Source organism: Sorangium sp. So ce887 (genome assembly GCF_051521455.1).
GTDB lineage: Bacteria > Myxococcota_A > Polyangia > Polyangiales > Polyangiaceae > Sorangium.
The window spans coordinates 7,185,117-7,203,767 of record NZ_CP150354.1 but is presented as its reverse complement, the minus strand read 5'-3'; the positions used below and the strand labels follow the sequence as shown (position 1 = coordinate 7,203,767).

The following is an 18,651-nucleotide window of genomic DNA, read 5'->3' as shown; positions in this document are numbered from 1 at the left end:
TTTCGGACGAGGGCGGGCCTCGGTTAGCATGCCTCGCATGCAGCTCGTCGACACCAAGGCCATCGTCAAGCGACTCACAAAGAACTGCACTTCAGCCCTCGAGGCGGCGATTGGCCAGTGTGTCAACGCGCGCCACTACGAGGTCACGCTCGAGCACCTGCTCCTCGCGCTGCTCGACGACGCGAACTCCGACATCGCGTTTCTCGTATCCCACTATGATCTCGACCCGTCGCACCTCCGCGCCGCGCTCCAGCGCAGCCTGGAAGAGCTGAGGAAGGGCAACGCCGGGAGGCCCGTGCTCTCGCCGACGATGCTCGAGTGGATGCAGGACGCCTATCTCGTCGGATCCATGGAGTACGGCTACCAGCGGGTGCGGAGCGGCGTGCTCTTCCAGCGCCTCGTCCAGCAGCCGACCCGGTACTCGGTGAGCGGCATCGGCGCTTACCTCGAGGGCATCTCCAAAGACGATCTCAAGACCAACCTCTCCAAGATCGTCTCCGGCTCGAAGGAAGAGGCCGAGGCCGCCGCGGCGTCCGCGGGCGCGCCCGGGGCGGGGAAGCTGCCGGCAGGGATGGCGAGCGCCGGAGCCGACTCGGCCCTGGCGAAGTTCTGCATCGATTACACGGGGAAGGCGCGCGCGGGGCAGATCGATCCGATCTTCGGCCGCGAGCGGGAGATCCGGCAGGTGATCGATATCCTCGCGCGGCGGCGCAAGAATAACCCGATCATCGTCGGCGACGCGGGCGTCGGGAAGACGGCGCTCGTCGAGGGGCTCGCGCTGCTCATCGTCGAGAGCACGCCGGAGAACCCGAAGGTGCCGCCGCTCCTGCAAGGGGTCGACATCCTCGGGCTCGACATGGGGCTGCTCCAGGCAGGCGCCGGCGTGAAGGGCGAGTTCGAGAACCGGATGAAGCAGGTGATCGCCGAGGTGAAGGGGTCGTCGAAGCCGATCATCCTCTTCATCGACGAGGCGCACACGCTGATCGGCGCGGGCGGCCAGCAGGGCGGCGGCGACGCGGCCAACCTGCTCAAGCCGGCGCTCGCCCGCGGCGAGCTCCGGACGATCGCGGCCACGACGTGGAGCGAATACAAGAAGTACATCGAGAAGGACGCGGCGCTGGAGCGGCGCTTCCAGCCCGTCAAGGTCGACGAGCCGAGCGAGCCGGCGGCCGTCGTGATGCTCCGCGGGCTCCGGCCGAAGTTCGAGCAGGCCCACAACGTCGTCATCCAGGACGAGGCGGTGACCGCCGCCGTGCGGCTCTCGGCGCGCTACCTGACCGGCAGGCAGCTGCCGGACAAGGCGGTCGACCTGCTCGACACCTGCTCGGCCCGGGTGAAGGTCGCGCTGCAGCAGCGCCCCGCCGCGGTCGAGGACGCCGAGATCCTCATCGTGAACACCGAGACCGAGCTCGCGGCGCTCGAGCGCGACCGGGACAAGGGCGTGCACATCGACGGCGAGCGGGTCGCCCAGCTCAAGGACAGGCTCGCCAAGGCGAAGACCGAGCTCGAGACGGTGCGCGCCGCCTACGCGAAGGAGACGGCCGGCACGCAGCGGGTCATCGACGTCCGCAAGAAGATGGACGAGGCGAAGACGAGCGAGGAGCGGGACGCCGCGCGCCGCGAGGTGGTGAAGGCCCTCGACGAGCTCAAGCAGAGCCAGGGCGAGGTGCCGCTGATCCGGCCGGACGTCGACGAGGCCATGGTCGCGAGCGTCGTGGCGGCGTGGACGGGCATCCCCGTCGGCAAGATGGTCCAGGACGACGTGAAGGCGCTCCTCGAGATGGAGGGCCGGCTGACCCGGCGGATCAAGGGGCAGACGAACGGCATCGTGACCATCTCCAAGGAGCTCCGGAGCGCGCGGGCGGGCCTGAAGCCGCTGAGCACGCCGCAGGGCGTGTTCCTGCTCGTCGGGCCGAGCGGCGTCGGCAAGACGGAGACCGCGCTCGGGATCGCCGACCTCATGTTCGGCGGCGAGCGGATGATGACGGTCATCAACATGTCCGAGTTCCAGGAGAAGCACACCGTCTCCCGGCTCATCGGCTCGCCCCCCGGCTACGTCGGCTACGGCGAGGGCGGCATGCTCACCGAGGCCGTGCGCCAGCGGCCCTACACGGTCGTGCTCCTCGACGAGGTCGAGAAGGCCGATCCCGACGTGCTGAACCTGTTCTACCAGGTGTTCGACAAGGGCATGCTCAGCGACGGCGAGGGGCGGCTGGTCGACTTCAAGAACACGGTCATCATCCTGACGAGCAACCTCGCGACCGACAAGATCACGAACATGACGATCGCGGCGCGCGAGGAGGACCCGGCGCGGCAGCTCGACGCGGACGGCGCGTTCATCAAGGAGATCGTCGAGGCCATCAAGCCGACGCTCTCCGCGCACTTCAAGCCGGCGTTGCTCGCCCGCATGACGACGGTGCCGTACCTGCCGATCTCGCCCGACGCGCTCGGCGAGATCACGCGGCTCAAGCTCGACGCGCTCGTCGACCGCCTGCGCAAGAGCCAGCGGATCGAGGCGTCGTACTCGGACGCGCTCGTCGAGACGATCGCGGCGCGCTGCACCGAGGTCGACACGGGGGCGCGCAACATCGATCACATCCTCCGGGCGTCGCTCCTGCCGCAGCTCTCGGTCGCCGTGCTGGAGAAGATGGCGGAGGGGGCGCTCCCCAAGCGGGTCCAGATCGGGGTCGACGCCGAGAAGAACTTCACGGTCTCGTTCTCGGACTGAACGACGCGCGCCGCGGATCGCTGCCAGCTCGGGAGGTGCCTCGAAAGGCCGCGAGAGAGAGAGTTCTTGAACCACAGAGGCGCAGCCCCGGCGCCCCTCCTGCGCGCCCATGTTGGTGTCCTGCGTTGCAATCGAACGTCGCCTGCGCAAGCCTCGGCGGCCTCCTGCGCAAGCCTCGGCGGCCTCCTGCGCACCCTTTTCTGGTTGCTGCATGCGCGAGACGACTCCGCCTACGCGTGCACCGTCCCGGGGAGCAGACGGCAGGGGGGGTAGACGGGCGCGCGCGGCCTCGGGCGCGGCGCGGGCCCTGAAGCCTCCGGTCCCCGTGCCTTGACAGCACCGCAATCCGCCACGGTTGCTCCGAAAGTTGCACGGCCGCCGCGACTCCGCATACAACCCTGAGGCATGGTCGCGCTCGAAACGCTCCTCCCGGCTTCGGCGACGGCCGGGGATCCGCGCTCGCCCCACCCATCACGGGAGCGGACGGCGTGCCCGGCCGGATCTCGCCGCACGCCGCCGTCTCCCGCCAGATCGCGTGCGGTCCGCGTCGCCGCCGGCGCCGCCGCAGCCTTGCTCGCCGCGTCGCTGGGCGTCGCCCTGCCGGCCGCGGTCTCGGGCTGCACGTCCGCCGCGCCGCCGCCCGCGGCCCCCGAGCCGTGCGACGTGCAGATCGTGACGCTGTCGATCTACGCGTCCGACAACATCAACCCCAACGAGAACGGGAACCCGAGGCCCGTCGTTGTGCGGCTCTACCAGCTGAAGAGCAGCGCGCGCATGGAGAACGCGACGTACGATCAGATCCTGCTCCGGGACAAGGAGACGCTCGAGGACGACCTCGCCAAGGTCGACGAGGTCGAGGTCTTCCCGAACGACCTCGTCGAGGTGAAGTTCGAGCGCCTGCCGGACGCGAGCCACCTCGTCGGCGCCGCCCTGTTCCACAGCCCGAAGGGCAGCAGCTGGAAGACGTTCTACGAGTTCCCGCTCCCGCCCGGAGAGGCCCAGTGCGGCGGGCGCGAGACCGACGCGGGGCCGCCCGTGGCCGACCCGCGGGTCGCGTTCTTCATCGACTCGACAAAGATCGACAACGGGGTCGAGTTCGACGAGTCGATGTTCCCCAACGCGAGCGCCGTCCGCCGGCTCAGCCTGCCGAAGAAGGTGGCCGCGCCGGAGGCGCCAGCCGCTCGGGGGAAGTAGCGGCCATGGCGCGCCCCGATCGTCCTCGATGCTGTGCTCGCGCGGTCGCAGGAGAAGCGCGCGGCGCGAAAGCTGGACGCGCGCGGCGTCGGGGCCCCGCGCGCGCGTCCAGCTTTCGCGCCGCGCTGCGCAGCACATCTGATAGAAGTGGACGGGCGACATGATCCACCCGCGTAAGCCTGTCTGGACCGAGGGGCTCTTCATGACCCCTCAGCATCTGCAGCAGTCGGACCAGTACCACGAGACGCTGCTCCACGCGCGCCTCCACGCGGTCGTGGGCTACGACTGGGGCATCTCGGCCGCGCAGTTCGATGAGCGCGCGCTCTCCTCCGGGCAGTTCAAGGTGGTCAAATGCCACGGCATCTTCCCCGACGGGACGCCGTTCTTCATCGGCGATCGCGGCGAGGACCAGGTCGAGGCGCGGCCGCTCGAGGGCGCCTTCCCGGCCGCGCTGGAGGCGCTCGACGTCTACCTCGGCATCCCGAACCTGCGCGAGACCGCCGCGAACATCAGCCTCGACCCGGCGAAGGCGGGGCCGGCCCAGCGCTTCGTGGCGGCCCAGACGACGGTGCCGGACGTGAACTCCGGGCGCAACGACACGTCGGTCACCTGGGCGCGCACCAACCTGCGGCTCATCTTCGGCACCGAGCCGCGCGACGCCTACCAGACCGTGCGCGTCGCGCAGCTCGTCCGCGACCGCTCCGGCGCCATCGTCCTGCGGAAGAGCTTCATCCCGTCGGTCCTCCGCATCAACACGTCCGACCACATGATGTCCGGCCTCCGGCGGGTGCTCTCGGCCCTGGTCGGCAAGCAGAAGTCGCTCGTCGAGGGGCGGCGCATGCGCACCGCGGCCTCGGTCGACTTCCAGGCCTCCGACCTCACGAAGTTCTGGCTGCTCCACACCGTGAACTCGTACATCCCGGTCGTGTCGCACCTCGTCGATCACGGCGGCGCGCACCCGGAGCAGTGCTTCGTCGTCCTCGGCTCGCTCATCGGCGAGCTCTGCACCTTCTCGGCGGCGGACAGCGACCCGACGACGCTCCCGAAGTTCAACTACCTCGAGCTGGAGGGCGTCTTCGACCCGATGTTCGACCGGGCGGTCACGCTCATCAGCGGGATCGCCACGGATCAGTTCGTCATCGTGCCGCTGGAGAAGCGCGAGGACGGCATGTACCTCGGCAGGTTCGAGGACCCGAAGCTGCCGCGCAACCACGAGATGTTCCTCGAGGCGAAGGGGGCGGACGAGGGCACGCTGCGCGAGCGGCTCCCGCGCCTGCTCAAGATCGGCTCGTGGACGCAGATCGGGCACATCTTGCACTCCGCGACGCCCGGCGTGGCCGTCGCCATCGAGTACCGGCCGCCGGGCGCCATCCCGGTCAGGCCGGGGCTCGTCTACCTCCGCGTCAACCAGACTGGCGATTACTGGAACGACATCCTCGGCTCTGGCACGATCGCCATCTACCAGCCGATCGAACCGCAGAAGGTCGACCTCCGGTTGATCGCGGTCCCGGCGGCGAAGTGACCGTGCCAGGCCGTCCCTTCGGGGTGAGGAGCCCATGAGCCTCTCGCAGACGATGTACTTTGTTTGCTCCGACGTGCTGTCGCTGATCCTGCAGCTCAGGAACTCGCGCGACCTGCCGGCGCCGGACATCCTCCAGCGGCGCGTCCTCGGCCTGTTCGACACGATGATGCAGAACGGGCGAGAGGCCCGCATCCCCGAGCAGGACATGATCGACGCGAAGTTCGCGCTCGCGGCCTTCGCCGACGAGGTGATCTTCAACTCGAACTGGCCCGGCAGGACGCAGTGGCTCCAGAACCCGCTGCAGTTCCAGTTCTTCCAGCTGAATACGGCCGGCGACGGGTTCTTCACGAACCTCGACAACCTCTACGGCCAGCGCGGCAGAAACCACGTCGCGCAAATCTACTTCCTGTGCTTGGCCCTCGGCTTCCAGGGGAAATACCGTCTCCGGCAGCAGGAGGGCCTCGGCGCGGTCATCGAGGGTGTGGGCAACCACGTCGCCGTCGCCGAGGGGGGCGGGGACGTCCTCGCGCCGAACGCGGAGCGCAAGGACGGGGGCGCCGGCGCGGTGCGCCGCGAGCTGCCCTTTCTGGCGATCGCGCTCGGCCTGCTCGTGCTGGCCGTCCTCGTGGTCATCGTGCTCCGGCTCGTCGTGGCCTCGGACGCGGAGGGCGTGGCCGACCAGATCAAGAAGCTGATCAGTACAGGGACCTAGGCGGCTCCGCCCGTTCTCTGCTGTTTCCGAGGGAGACTTCCGATGTGGCTGTGGATCCTGAGCGCCCTGTTCCTCACCGCCGTGTGGGGAGTGTGGTTCATGCTGCGCCCCGCGGCAGGGGAGGGGGCCGAGGCGTTGCCGATCGAGATCCCGATCGCGGCGACGGTGGCCGTCCTCGCGCTGCTCGTGGGGATCGCGGTCTACCGGCGTATCCGGGCCGCGCGGGCGGCGCGGGCGCTCGAGAAGGCGATCGCGCAGCAGGCGCAGGAGCAGGTGATCAACGCGAAGCCGGAGCGGCGCGCGGAGATCCAGGAGCTGAGCCGGCAGATGCAGGAGGGCATCGCCGCGCTCAAGACCTCGAAGCTCGGCGGGGGCAAGCGGGGCGCCGACGCGCTCTACGTCCTGCCCTGGTACGTGATGGTCGGCCCGCCCGGCGCCGGCAAGACCACCGCGCTCCGGCACTCGGGGCTCGTGTTCCCGTACATCGACCCCGAGCGCACCGGCGTGCGCGGCGTCGGCGGCACGAGGAACTGCGAGTGGTGGTTCACGAACGAGGCGATCCTCCTCGACACCGCCGGCCGGTACACGACCGAGAGCGACGACCACGACGAGTGGATGGCGTTCCTCGAGCTCCTGCTCCAGTACCGCGAGCACAAGCCGCTGAACGGGATCATCGTCGCGGTGAGCATGAGCGAGCTGCTCGACGCGAGCGACGAGCAGATCGACCAGACCGGCAAGAAGATCCGCGCGCGCATCGACGAGATGCAGCAGACGCTGCACATGATCCTGCCGGTCTACGTGCTCTTCACGAAGACCGACCTGGTGGCGGGCTTCACCGAGTACTTCGGCGACCTCAAGAAGAGCGAGCGCGCCCAGCCCTGGGGCGCCACCGTGCGGCTCGACGAGAACAAGTCCGAGCCCGGAAAGATCTTCGATCGCGAGTTCGACGTGCTCGTCGAGCGGCTCCACTCGCGCCTGACGAAGCGGCTCATCGTCGAGCGGAACCGCGACGTGAAGGAGAAGAGCTACCAGTTCCCGCTCGAGTTCGCGGCGGTGAAGCGCAACCTGGCGGACTTCATCGGGGCGGCGTTCGCGCCCGGGGCCGGCGCGGCGCCGACGCCGATCCTGCGCGGGTTCTACTTCACGAGCGGCGTCCAGGAGGGGCGGCCGCTCGACCGCGTGGTCGGGGCGATGGGGCGGGCGTTCGGGCTGCGCACGGGGCTCGGCGAGGACGAGGAGGAGGCCGCGCTCCCGAAGGAGTCGAAGAGCTTCTTCCTGCACGACGTCTTCACCGGCGTCGTCTTCCCCGATCAGGATCTCGCGGCGCGCACCGAGGTCGAGCTCCGGCGGCGCCGGATGCAGCGGATCCTCGTGGCGGCGGCGGCGGCGCTCGTCGCCCTCCTGTTCCTGCTCCCGGCGCTGATCTCGTACTTCAACAACAAGGCGCTCGTCGCCGAGACGAGGCGCATCTCGGACGAGATCGCGTTCGTGGACTGGTCCGGGCGGAGCGGCACGCCGCCGAACGTGCCCGCGAACATCGACAAGCTCGACCGGCTGCAGGGGCACGTGGGGCTGCTCGATCGGTACGTCGAGAACACGCCCCTCGACCACGGCTGGTTCATGTTCCAGGGGGACAAGCTCTTCCCCCCGACGATGGGGCAGTACATCAAGAGCCTGAAGCAGGGGTTCGTGGGCCCGGCGAAGGCGCAGCTCGAGGCGAAGCTCGAGCGGGTGCGCGACGGGGATTTCCTCGACGGCTACAACGCCCTGCGGAGCTACCTCCTGCTCGGCAAGGACTACCAGGACCACATGGATGAGCAGGCGGCGAGGTGGCAGACCGGCCGGCTCGTCCAGGTCTGGGCCGACATCCTGAAGCCCCTCACCGACCTGCCCGAGAGCGACCTCAAGGAGCGGCTCACGCCGCACGTCGCCTATTACATCGACCTCGTGAAGCGCAAGAAGCTCGAGGCCGAGGAGCTGAACGAGCCCCTCATCGCCAGGGCGCGCGCCGACCTGCTCCGGGTCGACCCGACGAAGCGCTACTACGACCAGTTCGTGACGCGGCTGATCGACCAGAAGTACGACGAGTCGGGGCCGAACACGCCCGAGAACCTGAAGTACCCGCCGGTGTCCCTGAACGAGATGTTCGCGGACCGGCCCGAGGTGCTGACCGTCATCCACAGCGCCCAGAAGAACCGGGCCGGGACCTGGTTCGAGGTGCAGGGGCCCTACACGGCCAAGGGGCACGCGCAGGTGATCGAGTCGCTCAAGGAGGGGAGGAAGGAGCTCGAGCGCGAGCTCTGGGTGCTCCCCCTGTCGAGCGACGAGAAGCGGACGGGCGACCAGATCCAGAAGGAGCTCGACCGCGTCCGGCAGGACTACGACAACGCGTACATCTCGCAATGGGAGGCGTTCTTCCGCGACATCCAGGTCGACATCCCGCAGACGAACCGCGAAGCGATCCACGAGTTCCGGGTCCTCTCCACGCCCGACTGGCCCTACCGGCGGCTGCTCCAGCGCCTGTCGAACGAGACGCAGTTCAAGGAAGAGAAGCCGAGCGCGCTGACCGCGGACGGCGGGCTGATCGACCAGGCCAAGAACATCATCCAGCAGAAGGTCGACCAGCGGACGGGCGCGCGGCTCGACCAGATCCTCCCGGGGGGCAACCGGCGCGAGCACTACGATCCGGTGCCCGACAAGTTCGAGTCGATGGCGAGCTTCGGCGCGCCGCCGCCCGCGCCCGAAGGGCAGCCGCCGCCCGCGCCCAAGCTCAACGCGTACATCGGCCACCTCGAGCGGCTCGCGGGCGAGATGAGCGTCGTCGAGGACGGGCCGCCGGATACGGACACCTCGCGGGCCACCGAGGCGTTCCAGGACGCGGTGAAAGAGACCCAGGGGCTCCTGCTCTCGATGGACCAGACCGGGCAGCGGCTGATGGAGCCGCTCCTCATGAACCCCCTGCGGCAGGCGTACAAGGCGGTCGTGCGGCGCGCCGGCGGCGCGGCGAGCGGGATCTGGGAGGTCGAGGTCTGGCCGCATTACCGCGACAAGATCAAGGACCGCTACCCGTTCAACCTCGCCTCCTCACGCGACGCCTCGCTCGAGGACGCGATGGCCTTCTTCAAGCCGAAGGAGGGGGTGCTCTGGGGCTTCTACGAGACGTACCTCAAGGGCTTCCACTACCAGGTCGGGCACGAGTACTTCCCGAAGTCGCACCTGTCGGGGCAGCCGCAGGCAGCGAAGCCGTTCACGCCGTTCAACGCGAACCTCTACAACTGCCTGAGGCGCTCGGACGAGATCTCCGACGCGCTGTTCGGGAGCAGCGGGGGCGCGGAACCCAAGGTCGTCTTCCACATCAACATGAAGACGGTCAGCCCCATCGTGAGCGAGGTGGTCTTCGAGGTCGACGGCCAGAAGAGGCTCTATCGCAACGAGAAGGAGTTCTGGCACACCTTCAACTGGCCCGGGGAAGGCGCGAAGGGCGCGCGGATCCAGGTGCGCGGGGCAGGCGGGCTCGACGAGGAGCTCGTGCGCGAAGGGCCGTGGGGGATCTTCCGGCTGTTCGAGGCCGGGACCACGACCGCACAGAGAGACAACGACGCGCTCTTCACGGTGACCTGGCAGATGACCGCTCCGCCAGTGACCGTCACCATGGAGATACGGCCGACCCGAGGGAATCATCCGTTCCCGATGAGCTTCTTCCGGGCGACCAACTGCCCGGCCAGCATCGGTGATCGCTTCGGGAAAGGGTGAGCCGAGCAGCAACGGAGCCAGCGGGGGAGGGCGGAGAGGGGGGATCGCCGGGGTCGAGCCTCGAGGCTGTCGTCCTGGACCCGCCCGCTCCCGCCGCGATCGGGGGGCAACCGGGGCGCAACCGGGAAGGTTGTAGCGCTCGGTGAGCGGTTCGTGGTTCACTCCGAGGCCGTCATGTTCTGGCGCCGCAAGAAGGGCTCTGCCGCTCCGCCGCAGATCGGCTGCTTCGGCAAGCTGCCCGCCACGGGCGATTTCATCCGGCTGAACGCCGGTGGAGAAGAGCTCGCCGCCTTCGACCGATGGCTGGGCGCGTCCATCGATTTCGCCCGGCGCGCCATGAGCCCCCATTTCGAGGCGTACTACCAGCCAGCGCTGGGCCTCTTCGTCTTCCACGGCGACCCGAAGGGCGACGAGCCGCCCACCCGCGGGCTCGTGGGCGCCTGGGCCGCCAGCGGCGACAACGCCGGCCGGCTCTACCCGATCGTCGTGTTCGGCTCGTACGACTACGACCAGCTCGTCGCCGCCGGGCCGTCGCTCCCCATCACCCTGTTCCCGCTCCTCGCCGCCGCCCACGACGCCGCGACGAACGGCCGGACCCTGCCCGTCGACGCCTTCCTCCACCGCGTCTCCCAGATCGCTCCGCCGTCGCTCGACGACCCGGACGCGTCGAACGCCGCCTACCGCGCATGGCTGAAAACCCAGCCGATGAAGGCGCTCTGGGACGCCGGCTTCGGCACCGACGCAAGCCGCTTCTGGGTGATGCAGAACATCCTCGACTCGGTGACGCCGTTCCGCGGCCAGGAGCTCCCCAGGACAGGGCTCGCGCTCAGGCTGCCGCTCGGCGCCGGAGACGCCTACGCCGCCGCCGTGTGGATGGACATGACCCTCCGCCTGTCGAAATGGGAACGCACGCTGATGAACGCGTTCTGGACACCCCAGCGCACCTTGCTCCTCCACCTCGGTCCCCCCCACATGGGGTCGTTCCGCGAGATGATCGCGCCCACCTCCCAGGCCGAGCACATCGCCGACCTCTGCGGACCCCCGCCGGTCGAAGAGCATGTTTCCCGACATGCGCTCGGGCCGGAGCTCGACGCCCTCGTCGCGCGGACCGACCTGTCACTCGACAGCTTCCTGGAAGCCCTCGGCTGAGCCCGTGACCGAGCCCATGACATCCGACCCGCCGCTCGCGCCGCCGCTCCGGTTTGTCGCCGTCCGATTCGCCGTCCGATTCGCCGTCCGCACCCCGGACGTCTTGATATCCTGCGCGCCCCATGGCCGCTGAAGACGCCATCCAGCAATCCAGAGCGCGGGTCGAGGCGCTGTTCGCCCCCATCGACGGCGGCGTCGGCGCCGACGTCACCTACGACGCGGCATTCGAGGCCCTCAAGAACGAGGTCGACAAGCTCCAGTCGCTCGCGGGCGGCAAGGTCGACTGGGCCCGCATCGCGACCGGCGCCGACGAGATCCTGAGCGAGAAGTCCAAGGACTTCCGCGTCGCGCTCTACTACGCGGCGGCGAAGGCGCAGCTCGACAAGCTCCCCGGCCTGCTCGACGGGCTCGTGCTCGTGCAGGAGATGAACAGCGCGTTCTGGGACACGATGTACCCCGCGATCCGGCGGCCCAAGGCGCGCGGCAACCTGTGCGCCTGGTTCGGCGACATCGCGGCAGCCGCGCTCACCGGCCTCACGCCCTCCGCCGCGGAGCGCGACGTGGTGAACGCCCTCGACCGGGTGAGCCGCGCCGTGGACGCCGACCTCAGCACCAGGCTCGGCGAAGCCTACGGCGGGTTCGGCCCGCTCCCGAACGCGGTCCGCAGCCTCGTCGCAAGCCTCCCCGCAGAGGCGCCGCCGCCGCCTCCACCTCCGCCGCCGCCCCCGCCGCCGCCGCCGAAGGCCGCCGAGGCGGCGCTGGTCCAGGCGCCGGCGGCCACCGCGGTGGTCGTCGCCCCGCCGCCGGCCCCGCCGCCGGTCGTCGGCACGGCCGACCCGGCGCTCAGCCTCGAGGCGATCGTCGACGAGGACTCCGCGCTCACCGCCCTCGGCCGCTGCGCGTCGCTCATCGCGCGCGCGGGCGACGCGCTCCGGTCGGCGGATCCGAAGCGCGCGGCCGCGTACCGCATCCTCCGCGTCGGGCTCTGGGTCGACCTCCTGGACGATCCGGGGGCCGCGTCCCAGACCGGCACCACGGCGATCCCGCCGCCGCCCGAGCACGTGCTGCGGACGCTCCCGGCGCTGACGAGCCAGGGGGCGTTCGCCGACATCCTGCCGATCGCCGACGAGTACGCGCAGAACTACCCCCTCTGGCTCGATCCGCATCGGTTCGCGGCGAACGCGCTCGAACAGCTCGGCGACGACCACGCCGAGGCCCGGCGGGCCGTGCTCGTCGAGGTGGGCGCCCTGATGCTCCGCGCACCGCTCCTGCCGACCCTCAAGTTCAACGACGGCACGCCGTTCGCGGACGCCGAGACGCAGACCTGGCTCTCGACCGAGGTGGCCGCCGCCCTCGGCGGCTCGGGAGGCAACGGCGCCGGGGCCGCGGCGAGGCCGCGGAGCTACCTCGATAAGCCGCTCTCCGACGCCCGCGGGCTCGTGGCGAACGAGCAGCCCGTCGACGCGATGGCGCTCCTCGAGAAGGCCGCGGCCACCGCTCCGTCGGCGCTGGACCGCTTCCGCGTGAGGCTCGCGATGGCGCAGATCAACATCGATCTGTCCCAGTTCCTCGTGGCGCGCGCGCAGCTCGAGGCGCTGGAGCAGATCGTCGACCACCACCGACTCATCACCTGGCAGCCGGATCTCTGCGCGGAGCTCTACGCCGCGCTCCACACATGCTACCGAGCCCTGAACCAGGGCTACGACGCCACCCCCGAGGCCAAGGCGAAGGAGGCGCTCTGCTTCGAGCGCGTCTGCCAGCTCGACGCTGCGCTCGCCCTGAAGCTCTCCCTGGGGGCCTGAGTGGGGCCTCCGTGGGGGCCCGAGGAGACGCGCGACAAAAGGCGGATGCGCGACGCGCCGAGAAGCTTGCCCGACAGGCGGGGGTTTTGGTCTATGCTCGTGCGGCCTGCGGGCGCTCCGCCCGCTGCTGACGGGGAAAGGAGCCTGCGATGAAAGAGGGATCGGTCGCGCCGAAGGAGCGCGTGAATATCACGTACAAGCCGGCCACGGGGAACGCGAAGGAGGATGTCGAGCTCCCGCTGAAGCTCCTGATGCTCGGCGACTACACGCAGCGGGCGGATCCGCGGCCCCTCGAGGACCGCAAGCCCATCAACGTGGACAAGGACAACTTCCAGAAGGTCATGAGCGAGCAGAAGCTCGCGCTCGCCTTCAACGTGAAGGACGTCCTCTCCGAGCAGGAGAACAGCGAGCTCACGGTCAACCTCAAGTTCCGCCGGCTGAGCGACATGGAGCCCGAGGCGATCGCGAACCAGGTGCCGGAGCTCAAGAAGCTGCTCGACCTGCGCGCCGCGCTGACGGCCCTCAAGGGGCCTCTCGGCAACGAGAAGGCGTTCCGCAACAAGATTCAGCAGATCCTGAGCGACCCGGCTCAGCGCAACAAGATCGTGAGCGAGCTCGGGCTCGAGAAGGAAGGGGAGTGAGCGATGGCGACGGAGACACAGGTCGCGGGGAGCGCAGGCGTCCAGACGCTCGAGGGAGGGTCCCTGCTCGACGAGATCCTCGCCGAGACGAAGATGACGCCCGGCGACGAGGGGTATGAGATCGCCAAGCGGGGCGTGCAGGCCTTCATCTCGGAGCTCGTCGCCCCGCGGCGCGAGGGCGAGAAGGTCGACAAGGCCTTCGTCGACGCGCTGATCGCGGAGATCGACGTCAAGCTCTCGCGGCAGATCAACGAGATCCTCCACCACCCCAGCTTCCAGAAGCTCGAGTCCGCCTGGCGCGGCCTCAAGTTCGTCATCGACCGCTGCGACTTCCGCGAGAACGTGAAGGTCGAGGTGCTCAACTGCTCCAAGGAGGACCTCCTCGCCGATTTCGAGGACGCCCCCGAGGTGCCGAAGAGCGGCCTGTACAAGCTCGTCTACTCGGCGGAGTTCGGCCAGTTCGGCGGCAAGCCGGTCGGCGCGATCATCGCGAACTACGATTTCGGCCCGGGTCCGCAGGACATCGCGCTCCTGCAGAAGTGCGCCGCGGTCGCGACGATGTCGCACGCGCCCTTCATCGCGGCGGCGGGGGCGCAGTTCTTCGGCCTCAAGGACTTCATGGGGCTGCCCAACCTGAAGGACCTGAAGGCGCTCTTCGAGGGGCCGCAGTACACGAAGTGGAACGCGTTCCGCGAGACCGAGGACGCGCGCTACGTCGGGCTCGTGATGCCGCGCTTCCTGCTCCGCCTGCCCTTCGGCGCCAACACCGTCCCGGTGAAGGCGTTCAACTACGAAGAGGACGTGGTCGGCCAGCACGACGCGTACTGCTGGGGCAACGCGACGTTCGCCTTCGCGACCCGGCTCGCCGACAGCTTCGCCAAGTACCGCTGGTGTCCAAACATCATCGGCCCGCAGGCGGGCGGCTCGGTCGAGAACCTGCCGCTCCACCAGTACGAGGCGATGGGCGAGATCCAGACGAAGGTCCCGACCGAGATCATGCTCACCGAGCGGCGCGAGTTCGAGCTGTCCGAGGAGGGCTTCATCGGGCTCACGTTCCGCAAGGACTCGGACAACGCCTGCTTCTTCTCGGCCAACTCGGCGCAGAAGCCCAAGTTCTACGGGCAGAGCGACGAGGGCAGGGCGGCCGAGATGAACTACCGGCTCGGGACGCAGCTGCCGTACATGTTCATCATGTGCCGTATCGCGCACTACCTGAAGGTGCTGCAGCGCGAGCAGATCGGGACGTGGAAGGAGCGCGCCGATCTCGAGAAGGAGCTGAACGACTGGATCGGCCAGTACGTCGCCGATCAGGACGTCGTCTCCGCGGCGACCCGCGGGCGCAGGCCGCTCCGCAAGGCGAAGATCATCGTGACCGAGGTGCCGGGCAACGCCGGCTGGTACAAGGTCGACATGCAGGTGCGCCCGCACTTCAAGTACATGGGCGCGTTCTTCACGCTGAGCCTCGTCGGCAAGCTCGACAAGGAGTGAGCGGCCGGCCACGGCACCGCGCAGCGCGCGCGGTGCCAGGCCGCGCAGCGCGCGCTGCGCCAGGCCGTGGCCGCGTGCGGTGCCAGGGCGCGCTCACGCCGCGCGGGCAATAGCGCGGCGCACGAGCCCCCCGGATCGCCGCTGGTACGAGCCCGCCCGCCGGCGTAGGCTCGCGCGATGAGGAAACTCTCAAGGATCTGCGTGTATTGCGGGTCGAGCCCCGGCGCGTCGCCGGGCTACCGCGCGGCGGCCGTGCGGGTCGGGGAGCTCCTTGCCGCGCGCGGGATCGGGCTCGTGTACGGGGGCGGCCGCGTGGGGCTGATGGGCGCGGTCGCCGACGCGGTGCTCGCGCGCGGCGGCGAGGTGATCGGCGTCATCCCCCACTTCCTCAACCAGCGAGAGATCGAGCACCGGGGCCTGACGGAGCTCCACGTGGTCGAGACGATGCACGAGCGCAAGGCGAAGATGGCCGCGCTCTCCGACGCCTTCGTCGCCCTGCCAGGAGGCATCGGGACGCTGGAGGAGCTGTTCGAGGTGTGGACCTGGACGCAGCTCGGCTCTCAGGAGAAGCCGGTCGGGCTGCTCGACGCCGAGGGGTACTACCGCCCGCTGATCGCCTTTCTGGATCACATGGTGGCCGAGCAGTTCCTCAAGCCGGGCCACCGCGCGATGCTCCAGGTCGAAGGCGACGCAGCGGCCCTCCTGGAGCTGCTCGCCGCCTGGCGCCCGAGCGCCGAGTACAAGTGGATGACGCCTGGCGAGAGATAGGCGCCTCGCTCGATGTCCAGAGACAGCCCGACGAGGGGGGTGGCCGGATCTGAACATGAAGGCGGAAAGGCGGGAAGAAAAGATCAATGATCTTCCTGCCTTCCCGCCTTCATGGGATTCACTCCGGGGCAAATTAGGCCACCTCGACGAGCGCCGCGCGCGCCGTCGAGCCGCCGGGCAAGCGCGAGCTCAGCTCGGCTTCCTCTCGCTCTCGTCCAGCTCCCAGAGCGATGTGCATTCCGTCGACTCGAGTCTTTTTCTCCCGCTCTCTGAACGGAAGTCCGGCAAGCGTTGTGCATCCACAACCGTGCTCGCCTCAGGAGGCGCCTTTCCGGGCGCAGCGCAGTTGCATACTTTGTGAAGCTCCAGCAGGGCACGCCCGAGCGCGACGCATTCTGCCCCATCTGTGGCAAGTTCGTCCGTCATGGCGTCCAAGGAGCACAGCGCGGGTGAGAGTACTTCGCTGTTCAGCGCTCTGGTCAGGTCATGTGGCGGATCGCCGCGGGGGTTCAGGGCGGCGATCCGCCTGGTCGCGATGTCTCCGTCGATGGCTTCATCCCGGCGTCGGTCCGTAAGTTGCTAAAGACCCGGTGCGGATAGGTTCCCATTTCCACAAACATTGGAGACAAGATGAAGCAGGCCGGGCCCGATCTCATCTGCTTGTCGCACCTGCGCTGGAACTTTGTCTTCCAGCGGCCGAACCACTTGATGAGCCGCTTCGCGCAGGAGAGGCGGGTGTATTTCGTCGAAGAGCCCGTGTTCGAGGACGGGCCTCCGAGGCTCGAGGCGAGACACATCGAGGCCAATCTCACCGTCGTCGTACCCCACCTCCGCGACGGCACCGAGCAGGAGGAGGCCCTCGCGCAGCAGCGCCGCCTGCTCAACTCCCTCGTGCGTGACCAGGACATCCGGCAGCCGATCCTCTGGCTCTACACGCCGATGTCGCTGCCGATCGCCGCCGACGTGGAGGCGTCGCTCGTCGTCTACGACTGCATGGATGAGCTCTCCGCCTTCCGGGGCGCTCCGCCGCTGCTCCGGGAGAGGGAGCGCGAGCTCTTCGCGCGCGCCGATCTCGTGTTCACGGGCGGCCAGAGCCTCTACGAGGCGAAGCGCGCCCAGCACCCGTCCGTGCACGCCTTCCCGAGCAGCGTCGACGCGGCCCACTTCGCGAAGGCGCGCGGGCAGTCCTCGGATCCGTACGACCAGCGCCACATCCCGAGGCCGCGCCTCGGGTTCTTCGGCGTCATCGACGAGCGGCTCGACATCGAGCTCGTCGCCCGCGTCGCCGAGGAGCGGCCCGACCTCCAGCTCATGATGCTCGGACCGGTCGTGAAGATCGACCCCGCCTCGCTGCCCCGGCGGCCGAACATCCACTGGCTCGGTCAGAAGTCATATCAGGAGCTTCCGGCCTACCTCGGCGGCTGGGACGTCGCGATCATGCCGTTCGCGCTCAACGAGGCGACCCGGTTCATCAGCCCGACGAAGACGCTCGAGTACCTCGCCGCGGGCAAGCCGGTCGTCTCCACCGCTATCCGTGACGTGGTCACGCCGTACGGCGAGAAGAAGGCAGTGCACATCGCCGACGCCTCCACGTTCGTGGCCGCGGTCGAGGCGGCGCTCGCAGGGCCGCGAGAGGCGCACCTCGCGATCGCGGACGAGATGGTGAGCGCGACGTCATGGGACAAGACATGGCGCTCGATGTCGAAGCTCATCACTGAGGCACTCCAATCCAAGCGTTCGGCGGCCGTCCGGACGGAAGGGAACGTACCGTGTTCGACTATCTGATCGTGGGTGCTGGGTTTGCCGGCAGCGTGCTCGCGGAGCGACTCGCCTCGCAGATGAACAAGTCCGTCCTCCTGTGCGACAAGCGGCCGCACATCGGCGGGAACGCGTACGACTGCTACGATGACGCCGGGGTCCTCATTCACAAGTACGGCCCTCACATCTTCCACACCGCGTCGCCGCGCATCTTCCGCTACCTGTCGCAGTTCACGGAGTGGCGCCCCTACGAGCACCGCGTGCTCGCGGACGTCGACGGCAAGCTCGTCCCGTTCCCCATCAACGTGGATACGGTCAACGCCCTCTACGGCACCAGCTACTCACCCGCCGAGGTCGAGGCGTTCTTCGCGCGCGTCGCCGAGCCGATCGAGCACTGCCGCACCTCCGAGGACGCGGTCGTCAGCAAGGTGGGCCGGGAGCTCTACGAGAAGTTCTTCCGCAACTACACGCGGAAGCAGTGGGGGCTCGACCCGTCGGAGCTCGACGCCGCGGTCGCCTCGCGCGTGCCGGCGCGCACGAACTACGACTCTCGGTACTTCACGGACGAGTTCCAGGCGATGCCGCTGCGCGGCTACACGCGGATGTTCGAGAACATGCTGGATCACAAGAACATCCGTGTCCTCCTGAACGCCGATTACCGTGACATCATGAACGAGGTGAACTTCAGGGAGATGATCTACACCGGACCGGTAGACGCCTTCTTCGACTTCCGCTACGGGAAGCTTCCCTACCGCTCGATCGAGTTCAAGGTCGAGACGCATGATAAGGAAGTCTTCCAGCCGGGCGCGGTCATCAACTACCCGAACGAGCACGCCTACACCCGCATCACCGAGTTCAAGTACCTCACGGGACAGCAGCACCCGAAGACGAGCGTCGTGTACGAGTTCCCGCAGGCCGAGGGCGACCCCTACTACCCGGTGCCGCGGCCCGAGAACGCGGAGCTGTATCGGAAGTACAAGGCCCTCGCCGACGCGACGCCGAACGTGCGCTTCGTCGGGAGGCTCGCGACGTACCGGTACTACAACATGGACCAGGTCGTGGGTCAGGCCCTCGCCTCCTTCGACCACATTCGCGAAGCCAAGCTCGACGAAGCGGCGGTGACCGTCGCTGCCTGA

General features: G+C 68.8%; 12 protein-coding genes. All 12 read left to right on the top strand.

What is annotated here, in order from left to right; translation table 11 throughout:
* Positions 1 to 28: 28 nt before the first annotated feature.
* The 12 genes from tssH (at position 29) to glf (ending at position 18,651) form a co-directional block, all read left to right on the top strand.
* Positions 29 to 2,728: a type VI secretion system ATPase TssH gene (gene tssH / locus WMF36_RS26665; protein WP_437573578.1), complete on the top strand. Its 2,700-nt coding sequence runs from the start codon at positions 29 to 31 to the stop codon at positions 2,726 to 2,728.
* Between the two features lie 570 nt (positions 2,729 to 3,298).
* Complete coding sequence (tssJ, locus tag WMF36_RS26660) at positions 3,299 to 3,922, top strand: type VI secretion system lipoprotein TssJ (RefSeq protein WP_437573577.1); 624 nt, start codon at positions 3,299 to 3,301, stop codon at positions 3,920 to 3,922.
* Between the two features lie 160 nt (positions 3,923 to 4,082).
* A complete protein-coding gene (tssK, locus tag WMF36_RS26655; RefSeq protein ID WP_437573576.1) occupies positions 4,083 to 5,444 on the top strand; it encodes a type VI secretion system baseplate subunit TssK in 1,362 nt (453 codons plus the stop codon).
* A gap of 34 nt (positions 5,445 to 5,478) precedes the next feature.
* A complete protein-coding gene (locus tag WMF36_RS26650) occupies positions 5,479 to 6,156 on the top strand; it encodes a DotU family type IV/VI secretion system protein (RefSeq protein WP_437573575.1) in 678 nt (225 codons plus the stop codon).
* Positions 6,157 to 6,198: 42 nt separating this feature from the next.
* Entirely contained in the window at positions 6,199 to 9,909 is a 3,711-nt protein-coding gene (gene tssM / locus WMF36_RS26645) for a type VI secretion system membrane subunit TssM (RefSeq protein WP_437573574.1), read from the top strand.
* 153 nt (positions 9,910 to 10,062) lie between these two features.
* Entirely contained in the window at positions 10,063 to 11,058 is a 996-nt protein-coding gene (gene tagF, locus WMF36_RS26640; RefSeq protein ID WP_437573572.1) for a type VI secretion system-associated protein TagF, read from the top strand.
* Between the two features lie 122 nt (positions 11,059 to 11,180).
* The gene (gene tssA / locus WMF36_RS26635) at positions 11,181 to 12,860 is read left to right on the top strand and encodes a type VI secretion system protein TssA (protein ID WP_437573570.1); all 1,680 of its coding nucleotides are present in this window, start codon (positions 11,181 to 11,183) and stop codon (positions 12,858 to 12,860) included.
* Between the two features lie 149 nt (positions 12,861 to 13,009).
* A complete protein-coding gene (gene tssB, locus WMF36_RS26630) occupies positions 13,010 to 13,501 on the top strand; it encodes a type VI secretion system contractile sheath small subunit (RefSeq protein WP_437476489.1) in 492 nt (163 codons plus the stop codon).
* A 3-nt stretch (positions 13,502 to 13,504) separates the two neighbouring features.
* Complete coding sequence (gene tssC, locus WMF36_RS26625; protein ID WP_437573569.1) at positions 13,505 to 14,989, top strand: type VI secretion system contractile sheath large subunit; 1,485 nt, start codon at positions 13,505 to 13,507, stop codon at positions 14,987 to 14,989.
* Between the two features lie 177 nt (positions 14,990 to 15,166).
* On the top strand, positions 15,167 to 15,757 hold the full coding sequence (locus WMF36_RS26620) for a TIGR00730 family Rossman fold protein (RefSeq protein WP_437573568.1): 591 nt from the start codon (positions 15,167 to 15,169) through the stop codon (positions 15,755 to 15,757).
* Positions 15,758 to 16,387: 630 nt separating this feature from the next.
* Positions 16,388 to 17,542 carry a glycosyltransferase family 1 protein gene (locus WMF36_RS26615; RefSeq protein ID WP_437573567.1) on the top strand — a complete coding sequence of 385 codons (1,155 nt, stop codon included), beginning with the start codon at positions 16,388 to 16,390 and terminating at the stop codon, positions 17,540 to 17,542.
* Positions 17,527 to 18,651: a UDP-galactopyranose mutase gene (gene glf, locus WMF36_RS26610; RefSeq protein WP_437573566.1), complete on the top strand. Its 1,125-nt coding sequence runs from the start codon at positions 17,527 to 17,529 to the stop codon at positions 18,649 to 18,651. Before WMF36_RS26615 ends, glf begins: the two co-directional genes overlap by 16 nt.

What these genes read in the sequence shown, in the direction of transcription:
- tssA (WP_437573570.1), top strand. Translation starts at nt 11,181, where the DNA reads ATGGCCGCTGAAGACGCCATCCAGCAATCCAGAGCGCGGGTCGAGGCG.
- tssC (WP_437573569.1), top strand. Translation starts at nt 13,505, where the DNA reads ATGGCGACGGAGACACAGGTCGCGGGGAGCGCAGGCGTCCAGACGCTC.
- WMF36_RS26615 (WP_437573567.1), top strand. Translation starts at nt 16,388, where the DNA reads ATGAAGCAGGCCGGGCCCGATCTCATCTGCTTGTCGCACCTGCGCTGG.
- tssB (WP_437476489.1), top strand. Translation starts at nt 13,010, where the DNA reads ATGAAAGAGGGATCGGTCGCGCCGAAGGAGCGCGTGAATATCACGTAC.
- tssM (WP_437573574.1), top strand. Translation starts at nt 6,199, where the DNA reads ATGTGGCTGTGGATCCTGAGCGCCCTGTTCCTCACCGCCGTGTGGGGA.
- tssH (WP_437573578.1), top strand. Translation starts at nt 29, where the DNA reads ATGCCTCGCATGCAGCTCGTCGACACCAAGGCCATCGTCAAGCGACTC.
- WMF36_RS26650 (WP_437573575.1), top strand. Translation starts at nt 5,479, where the DNA reads ATGAGCCTCTCGCAGACGATGTACTTTGTTTGCTCCGACGTGCTGTCG.
- tssK (WP_437573576.1), top strand. Translation starts at nt 4,083, where the DNA reads ATGATCCACCCGCGTAAGCCTGTCTGGACCGAGGGGCTCTTCATGACC.
- WMF36_RS26620 (WP_437573568.1), top strand. Translation starts at nt 15,167, where the DNA reads ATGAGGAAACTCTCAAGGATCTGCGTGTATTGCGGGTCGAGCCCCGGC.